The sequence below is a fragment of the Streptomyces sp. WAC04114 genome (genome assembly GCF_019733245.1).
Taxonomy (GTDB): Bacteria; Actinomycetota; Actinomycetes; order Streptomycetales; family Streptomycetaceae; genus Streptomyces; species Streptomyces massasporeus_A.
This window is the reverse complement of record NZ_JAIGQA010000269.1, coordinates 1-8,212: the sequence shown is the minus strand read 5'-3', so window position 1 is coordinate 8,212 and position 8,212 is coordinate 1. Positions and strand designations below refer to the sequence as shown.

9 protein-coding genes are annotated in these 8,212 nt (G+C 70.9%); 2 read left to right on the top strand and 7 right to left on the bottom strand.

Translation table 11 applies throughout. The features are described from left to right. The 4 genes from K4G64_RS37305 to K4G64_RS37290 form a co-directional block, all read right to left on the bottom strand. A partial coding sequence (locus K4G64_RS37305; protein WP_374206501.1) for a hypothetical protein occupies positions 1–822 on the bottom strand: 822 nt, incomplete at its 3' end. 128 nt (positions 823–950) lie between these two features. Continuing rightward, on the bottom strand, positions 951–1,526 hold the full coding sequence (locus K4G64_RS37300; protein WP_142161321.1) for a SigE family RNA polymerase sigma factor: 576 nt from the start codon (positions 1,524–1,526) through the stop codon (positions 951–953). 494 nt (positions 1,527–2,020) lie between these two features. Continuing rightward, positions 2,021–3,106: an aspartate-semialdehyde dehydrogenase gene (locus K4G64_RS37295; protein ID WP_221760307.1), complete on the bottom strand. Its 1,086-nt coding sequence runs from the start codon at positions 3,104–3,106 to the stop codon at positions 2,021–2,023. After that, entirely contained in the window at positions 3,106–4,395 is a 1,290-nt protein-coding gene (locus K4G64_RS37290; RefSeq protein ID WP_185012288.1) for an aspartate kinase, read from the bottom strand. Before K4G64_RS37290 ends, K4G64_RS37295 begins: the two co-directional genes overlap by 1 nt. A 354-nt stretch (positions 4,396–4,749) precedes the next feature. Between K4G64_RS37290 and K4G64_RS37285 the strand changes: the two genes are divergently transcribed. Then, the gene (locus tag K4G64_RS37285; protein ID WP_221760306.1) at positions 4,750–5,586 is read left to right on the top strand and encodes a PhzF family phenazine biosynthesis protein; all 837 of its coding nucleotides are present in this window, start codon (positions 4,750–4,752) and stop codon (positions 5,584–5,586) included. 3 nt (positions 5,587–5,589) lie between these two features. Here K4G64_RS37285 and K4G64_RS37280 read toward each other — a convergent pair whose 3' ends face one another. The 3 genes from K4G64_RS37280 to K4G64_RS37270 form a co-directional block, all read right to left on the bottom strand. Next, a complete protein-coding gene (locus K4G64_RS37280) occupies positions 5,590–6,249 on the bottom strand; it encodes a DUF5063 domain-containing protein (protein ID WP_221760305.1) in 660 nt (219 codons plus the stop codon). Next, on the bottom strand, positions 6,242–6,841 hold the full coding sequence (recR, locus tag K4G64_RS37275) for a recombination mediator RecR (protein ID WP_003991835.1): 600 nt from the start codon (positions 6,839–6,841) through the stop codon (positions 6,242–6,244). The genes K4G64_RS37280 and recR overlap by 8 nt, the downstream gene beginning before the upstream one ends. A gap of 93 nt (positions 6,842–6,934) precedes the next feature. Continuing rightward, positions 6,935–7,276 (bottom strand): YbaB/EbfC family nucleoid-associated protein, encoded by a 342-nt coding sequence (locus K4G64_RS37270; RefSeq protein ID WP_078885280.1) that lies wholly within the window; start codon positions 7,274–7,276, stop codon positions 6,935–6,937. A gap of 276 nt (positions 7,277–7,552) precedes the next feature. Between K4G64_RS37270 and K4G64_RS37265 the strand changes: the two genes are divergently transcribed. Further along, positions 7,553–8,212, top strand: a 660-nt coding sequence (locus tag K4G64_RS37265; RefSeq protein WP_221760304.1) for an SLATT domain-containing protein, incomplete at its 3' end; no start/stop codon positions are given.

Genomic DNA, 8,212 nt, shown 5'->3' with positions numbered 1-8,212 from the left:
CACCGGCCCCGGCTCGGTGACCGCGCTGCCGCCGGGGGTGGGGCAGGTCTCGGAGGGGACCCAGGCGAACTTCACGTCGTAGCCGATGCCCGGCTGGAGGACCAGCTGGGCGGCCTCCAGGGACGGGTCGGGCAGGAGGCCGGCCGCCGCGTCGCCCGCGGTGTGCCGGGCCGAGCCGACCTTGCTCATGTCGGCGGCGCCCTGCGGCAGCGCGGTCACCGAGCCGGGGCCGGTGACCGTGCAGGCCGCGCCGGAGACGTTGGTGACACGGAAGGAGCCGGAGACCGCGCCCGTGGAGTCGGGGGCGTTGCTGCTTCCGGAGGCGGGGCCGAGCTGGGCCGGGGTGCACGCCGGGATGCCGGCGGCGACGGTGGAGGAGGGGTCGGCGCCCTGGGACGCGCCCGTGGCGGCGCCGGATCCCTTGCCCTTGTCCTTCTCCTTCTTGTCGCCCTCGCCCTTGCCCTCGGCCTTGCCGGAGGAGCCACCCGAGGTGCTCTCGCCGCCGTCCGGGCCCTTGCCCTGGCTCGCGCCGCCCTGGGTCTCGGAGGCGTGGCCGGCGACGGACGGGTGGGCGTCGGAGCCGGTGGCGTTGGAGACGTGCACCAGGGCGGGGATGGCGGTGCCGATGAAGAGCGCGGCGGCGGCCATGCCGACGACGGCCTGCCGCTTGCGGGTCCGCCGCTGCGGTACCGCCTTGCGGAGGTAGTCCAGGGTGCCGTCGCGCGGTTCCACCTCCTGCACCACTTGGTGCAGCATCCTGCGCAGGTCCAGCTCGTCCGAGTCGAACCCTTCGGGGCTCTGGTCGTCGGGGCCGTGGTTCACAGTTCCGTTCCCAGCGTGCGATTGCTTCGGATCTTGCCCGTGGAGCCCGGACGGCGCCTGACGCTCGTCGAGGCCCTCGGCGGGCTCGGGGCGGTCGCGCCCGTTGCCCCCCGTGCCGTTGCCGTCACTCATGCCGGCGCCTCCATGGCGATCCGGAGCGCCGCGATACCGCGCGAGCCGTAGGCCTTCACCGAGCCCAGCGATATGCCGAGCGTCTCGGCGACCTGCGCCTCGGTCATGTCCGCGAAGTAGCGCAGCACCAGCACCTCGCGCTGGCGGCGCTGCAGCCCCTTCATCGCCTTGATGAGGGAGTCGCGCTCCAGCTGGTCGTAGGCACCTTCCTCGGCGCTGGCCATGTCGGGCATGGGCTTCGACAGCAGCTTCAGGCCGAGTATGCGGCGGCGCAGTGCGGAGCGCGAGAGGTTGACGACGGTCTGGCGCAGGTACGCCAGGGTCTTCTCGGGGTCGCGTACCCGCTTGCGGGCGGAGTGGACACGGATGAACGCCTCCTGGACGACGTCCTCGCAGGAGGCGGTGTCGTCGAGGAGGAGCGCGGCGAGACCCAGCAGCGAGCGGTAGTGCGCCCGGTAGGTCTCGGTGAGGTGGTCGACGGTGGTGCCGGCCGCGAGGCCGTCCTCCGCGCCGTCGCGCTGACTGGGGATGCGGGCCGGCCGCGCTGCGGGCACGGGCGCGATCACCGGCATGCCACCGGGCGTACCGGCCATGCGGGGTCGTAGAGCCGCCGGACGGGGCGGTCGAAGGACCGTGCCGCGTGCCGCGCTGAAGTCGAGTACCTCTGCCACGCCTGTTGGACACGCTGACCCCTGTGAGGGTTGTACGCGCCGGGCATCACTTTCACGCCGACCGTCGTCGTCGACGGTCTACCCGCGTCAGGCAGCACAATCGATGGTGCATCAAATGCCCTCATGCGTCCCGCTCTTCCCCTATGTCCAAATGTGAACGGACGTCCCCACGCCCGGTTCCAGGCGTCCCCACGCCTGATGAAGCGCTCCCACGGCCGAAGGGCGACCGCAAAGACGCTCCCCGCCCTCCGCACGGTTGCGGAGGACGGGGAGCTAAATCCTCTGATGCCGAAGCGCCACGAACAAGTGGTCCGGACCATGGACCGGCTCACATGTCGTGCACAGATCCTACAAACCGTCTCTGACATCGGCCGGGGGATTTCCGCGCCGCGAAGTCAGGACAGCTCGGCCGCCACCACCTCGGCGATCTGGGCGGTGTTGAGCGCGGAACCCTTGCGCAGGTTGTCCCCGCACACGAACAGTTCGAGCGCCGTGGGGTCGTCCAGTGCCCGCCGGACCCGCCCGACCCAGGTCGGGTCGGTGCCGACCACGTCGGCGGGGGTCGGGAACTCCCCCGCGGCCGGGTTGTCGAACAGCACGACCCCGGGTGCCGTGGCGAGGATCTCGCGGGCCTTGTCGACGGTGACCTCGCCCTCGAAACGGGCGTGCACGGTCAGGGAGTGGGTGGTGATCACCGGCACCCGGACACAGGTGACGGCCACGGGCAGGTTCGGCAGGCCGAGGATCTTGCGGGACTCGTCCCGCACCTTCAGCTCCTCCGAGGACCAGCCGTCCTCCTCCGCCGTACCGGCCCACGGCACGACGTTCAGCGCGACCGGCTCCGGGAACGGCCCGGTGTGGTCCCCGACGGCCCGGCGTACGTCGCCGGGGTGGATGCCCAGTTCCGTGCCGGCGACCAGGGACAACTGCCGGCGCAGGGTCGCCACACCGGCGCGCCCGGCGCCGCTGACGGCCTGGTACGAGGAGGCGACCAGCTCGCGCAGCCCGAACTCGGCGTGCAGCGCGCCCAGCGCGACGATCATGGAGAGGGTCGTGCAGCTGGGGTTGGCGATGATCCCGCGGGGCCGCATCCGCACGGCGTGCGGGTTGACCTCGGGCACGACGAGCGGCACGTCCGGGTCCATCCGGAACGTGCCGGAGTTGTCGACCACCACCGCGCCCTTGGCGGCAGCGAGCGGCGCCCACCGCTCGGCGACCTCGTCGGGGACGTCGAACATGGCGACGTCGACCCCGTCGAAGGCCTCCTCGCTGAGAGCCACGACCTCGGTCTCCTCACCGCGCACGGTGAGCTTGCGGCCGGCCGAGCGCGGGGAGGCGATGAGCCGGATCTCTCCCCAGACGTCCGCCCGCTGGGACAGGATCCGGAGCATGACCGTGCCGACGGCACCGGTCGCCCCCACCACGGCAAGCGTCGGACGCCCGGACCGTACGGCCCGGGCGTCCTGTCGGAGATCGGCCATCAGCGGCCGGTGCCTCCGTAGACGACTGCCTCGTCGCTGTCGGAGTCGAGCCCGAACGCGGAGTGCACGGCGCGGACGGCCTCGGGGACATCGTCGGCGCGGGTGACGACCGAGATGCGGATCTCGGAGGTCGAGATCAGCTCGATGTTCACGCCCGCGTCGGACAGGGCCGTGAAGAAGTCGGCCGTGACACCCGGGTTGGTCTTCATACCGGCGCCGACCAGGGAGATCTTGCCGATCTGGTCGTCGTAGCGCAGCGAGTCGAAGCCGATGCCGGACTTGTTCTTCTCGAGCGCGTCGATGGCCTTGCGGCCCTCGGTCTTCGGCAGCGTGAAGGAGATGTCCGTCAGGCCCGTGGAGGCCGCGGACACGTTCTGCACGACCATGTCGATGTTGATCTCGGCGTCGGCGATCGTGCGGAAGATCGAGGCCGCCTCGCCCGGCTTGTCCGGCACGCCGACGACCGTGACCTTGGCCTCGGAGGTGTCGTGCGCGACACCGGAGATGAGAGCCTGCTCCACCTGCTTTTCCCCTTGCTGTGTCGTGCGAACGACTGGCTCGCTGCTGACCCATGTCCCCTGCAGTCCGCTGAAGCTGGACCGGACGTGGATCGGGATGTTGTACCGGCGCGCGTACTCCACACAGCGGTGGAGCAGCACCTTCGACCCGGACGCCGCCAGCTCGAGCATGTCCTCGAAGGAGATCCAGTCGATCTTCCGGGCCTTCTTCACCACGCGCGGGTCGGCGGTGAACACGCCGTCGACGTCGGTGTAGATCTCGCAGACGTCGGCGTCGAGGGCGGCGGCGAGAGCCACCGCCGTGGTGTCGGAGCCGCCACGGCCGAGCGTGGTGATGTCCTTGGTGTCCTGGGAGACACCCTGGAAACCGGCCACGATCGCGATGTTGCCCTCGTCCACCGAAGTCTTGATCCGGCCCGGCGTGACGTCGATGATCCGGGCCTTGTTGTGGACCGAGTCGGTGATGACACCCGCCTGGCTGCCGGTGAACGACTGGGCCTCGTGGCCCAGCTTTTTGATCGCCATGGCCAGCAATGCCATGGAGATCCGCTCTCCGGCGGTCAGCAGCATGTCGAGCTCGCGCCCGGCAGGCATCGGGGAAACCTGCTCGGCGAGATCGATCAGCTCGTCCGTCGTGTCGCCCATCGCGGAAACCACGGCAACCACCTGGTTGCCGTTCTGCTTCGCTTCCACGATCCGCTTGGCGACGCGCTTGATGCCCTCGGCATCGGCTACGGAGGAGCCTCCGTACTTCTGCACGACAAGGCCCACGTGCGCTCCTCGCTCAATCCGTCTCTATCCGCTCATACGCATTCGTACCGCGGTCGGCTCAGTCTAACGAGCGTCCGAAAAACCCCTCCGCGATATCGCATGGTGAGATCTCGGCGCCCGTCCAGAGTCGCTCATGCCCATCTGGGCACCGGCCACTCGGGAAAGTGCCAGGCGTCACAATCGCACGAGCCGCGCTCCGGGTCACACAACTTTCAAGCACCAGGGTTCGGCTGTGCGCGCACTCCTGGTGGGAAGCCGTTCGGCGAGCCCGGGGCTCTGCCCCACGTACAGCGCACCTACAAGGTGCCTCCGAATCCCACGGCGTGGCGGAGGGCCGGGCGCTACCGTCTGTGCATGGAGATATTGCGCTACGTGGCGTTCAGCACGGACCCCAAGGGTGGCAACCCGGCCGGGGTGGTGCTCGACGCGAGCGGCGCCGACGACGCGGTGATGCTGGCGGCGGCGGCCGAAGTCGGCTACTCGGAGACGGCGTTCGTGGTCGACCCGGGCGACGGCGCCCTGGACGTCCGGTACTTCAGCCCGCTCGCCGAGGTGTCGTTCTGCGGCCACGCGACGATCGCCACGGCCGTCGCCCACGCGGAGCGGCACGGCACCGGGCGGCTGCACCTGCGCACCCAGGCCGGCCCGGTCACCGTCACCACGGACCGGGCGGACGACGGCTCCCTCGTCGCGACCCTGGTGAGCGTCGCCCCGCGCACGGTCCCGCTCCAGGAGGCCGACCTCACCCGACTGCTGGCGATCCTCGGCTGGTCCACCGAGGACCTGGACCCGGCCCTGCCGCCCCGGGTCGCCTTCGGCGGGGCCTGGCACCCGATCATCGCCACCACGAGCCGGGACCGGCTGGCGGACCTGGACTACGAGATGGCCGCCCTCGGTGACCTCATGGCCCGCCGCGACTGGACCACCATCGACCTGGTCCTCCGCGAGTCACCCACCGTCTTCCACGCCCGCAACCCGTTCCCGCCCGGCGGCGTGACCGAGGACCCGGCGACGGGAGCGGCGGCGGCGGCGTTCGGCGGCTACCTGAGGGAACTCGAACTCGTGCCGACCCCGGCAGCACTGACGATCCATCAGGGCGTGGACATGGGACGGCCGAGCACGATCACCGTGACGGTGCCGGCGGACCCGCACAGCGGAATCGGCGTCACCGGCACGGCCGTTCGGATCTGACGGCTACGTCGCCGGGCGCAGCCCCAGGGGCCCGGCGATCTCCTCGGCCATGACCCGGCCCGCCTCGATCTCCAGTGTGTCGTCGCCCATGCCCTGGTCCGTGTCCAGGCCATCGAGTTCGGCCAGGGGCTGGTTCAGGCGGACGTGGGCGAGGACCGACTGGAGAGCCCGGAGGGTGGCCGAGGCCGTGGAGCCCCAGTTGGAGAAGTAGGAGAACTGCCACCACCACAGGGCCTCGCTGGTGCGGCCCGCGCGGTAGTGGGACATGCCGTGGCGCAGGTCGGCCATGACGTCGGCCAGGTCGTCGGAGATCCGGGCCGGCACGGGCGCCTTGCGGGGCTCGTAGGGGTCGAAGACCTCGGAGTAGATGTCGACCGGGTCCAGCAGACGGGCCAGGTTCTCGCGGAGCGCGTCGACGTCCGGCTCGGGACCCGAGTCGGGTTCGTAGCGCTCGTCGGGCACGATGTCCTCGTGCGCGCCGAGCCGGCCGCCGGCCAGGAGAAGTTGGGAGACCTCCAGGAGGAGGAAGGGCACGGCCGATTCCGGCTCGTCGCCCTTCGCGACCTCCGTGACGGCGACCAGGAAACTCTCGATCTGATCCGCGATCTGGACCGCGAAATCGTCCGGGTTCTGGTCGGTCGCGTGCAGCGTGGCGTCAGACATCTAGGAGTCGTCTCCCCTCGAAGGCGCGTCCGAGGGTGACCTCGTCCGCGTATTCCAGGTCCCCACCCACCGGGAGGCCGCTGGCCAGGCGGGTGACCTTCAGGCCCATGGGCTTGATCATGCGGGCGAGGTACGTCGCCGTCGCCTCGCCTTCGAGATTCGGGTCCGTGGCCAGGATCAGCTCGGTGACCGTCCCGTCCGCCAGGCGGGCCAGGAGCTCTCTGATGCGCAGGTCGTCGGGGCCCACCCCGTCGATCGGGCTGATCGCGCCGCCGAGGACGTGGTAGCGGCCCCGGAACTCACGCGTGCGCTCGATCGCCACGACGTCCTTCGGCTCCTCGACCACGCAGATGACGGCCGGGTCGCGGCGGGTGTCACGGCAGATGTTGCACAGTTCCTCCTGTGCGACGTTGCCGCAGGTCGCGCAGAAGCGGACCTTCGCCTTGACCTCCATCAGGGCTTGCGCGAGGCGCCGTACGTCCGTCGGCTCGGCCTGCAGGATGTGGAAGGCGATCCGCTGGGCGCTCTTCGGACCGACGCCGGGCAGCCGCCCCAGCTCGTCGATCAGGTCCTGGACCACGCCTTCGTACAACGGACTGCCTTCCTGGGTCTTCGGGGTCGGTACGCACCGTCCCGTACGTACCGTAGTTGTCTGCCGCCCGTCCGAGGAAGGCGGTGCGCGAGGTCAGAACGGCAGGCCGGGAATGCCTCCGCCGCCCAGGCCCTGCGCGAGCGGGCCCAGCTTCTGCTGCTGGAGCGCCTGCGCGTTCTCGTTGGCCGCCTGTACCGCCGCCACGACCAGGTCGGCGAGGGTCTCGGTGTCCTCGGGATCCACCGCCTTCGGGTCGATCTTCAGGGCGCGCAGCTCTCCGGCGCCGGTGACGGTGGCCGTCACCAGACCGCCGCCCGCCTGCCCGTCGACCTCCGTCTGCGCCAGTTCCTCCTGCGCCTGTGCCAGGTCCTGTTGCATCTTCTGGGCCTGCTGGAGCAGCTGCTGCATATTGGGCTGGCCACCACCGGGGATCACGATCAGCTCCTTGCTCGGTACGGGATTTCCCGTTGGGCACGAGCCTACGTGGTCGGGGCTGCCGTCGCCCCGGCACTCTTTCGAGTGAGTCCCCCTCGCGCCCTATACCTGATCAAGGAATACTTCCGGGCGGAAAAGAGGCGAAAGCTGCGTCTTCGCCACCCATTGGGGGGTAGGAAGGGTCGGGCGCGGGCAGGGTGCGGACTTGCGCCCATCGCGGAGCGTGATCGGTGCGTGAACCGTACGTGGTCATTCGTGGTCAGTGAGGAGTGCCGGGTGGGTCAGCCGGAGATGCAGCCCGAGGGGCCGCCTCAGGACGGGCGGGGCGAGCAGGCGGCGGCCGGGCTGCGGCCGGGCGATCTGACCGGGCGGGTCTTCCCGCTCGGGGACTGGGGTGAGCCGGCGCCCCGGCTGGACGAGCTGTACCGGTGGGTGGAGCACGGGGCGCTGCGCACCGCGGCCTGGTACCTGGCGGACCGGGTGTGGAAGCGGCGGTGCGCGCGGGTGCTGCGCTGCGGAGCCGCGCTGGGGGCGGTCACCGGGGTCGCGCTGCCGCTGCTGGATCTGACCGGGGTCGCCGGCGGGATCGCGCCCTGGGGGTGTCTGGCGCTGCTGGTGGGGGCGGCGTGCGTCGCCGTCGACCGGTACTTCGGGGTGACGTCCGGGTGGATGCGGGACGTGGCCACCGCGCAGGCCGTGCAGCGGCGGTTGCAGGCGCTCCAGTTCGACTGGGCCGCGGAGAGTGTGCGGGAGGTGCTGGGTCCTGCGGAGGGGACGGCCGGGGAGGCCGCGGAGCGGTGCCTCGGGGTGCTGCGGAGGTTCTCCGAGGATCTGACGGAGCTGGTCCGGGTGGAGACGGCGGACTGGATGGGGGAGTTCCGGACCGGGGGTTCCGCGCCGGTGGGGTTGCAGGCGGTGGTGTTCCCGGGGGCGGGC

Bases quoted from the DNA above. Each gene is read 5' to 3' on its own strand.
- K4G64_RS37300 (WP_142161321.1), bottom strand. From the start codon at position 1,526: ATGCCGGTGATCGCGCCCGTGCCCGCAGCGCGGCCGGCCCGCATCCCC.
- K4G64_RS37285 (WP_221760306.1), top strand. From the start codon at position 4,750: ATGGAGATATTGCGCTACGTGGCGTTCAGCACGGACCCCAAGGGTGGC.
- K4G64_RS37280 (WP_221760305.1), bottom strand. From the start codon at position 6,249: ATGTCTGACGCCACGCTGCACGCGACCGACCAGAACCCGGACGATTTC.
- K4G64_RS37295 (WP_221760307.1), bottom strand. From the start codon at position 3,106: ATGGCCGATCTCCGACAGGACGCCCGGGCCGTACGGTCCGGGCGTCCG.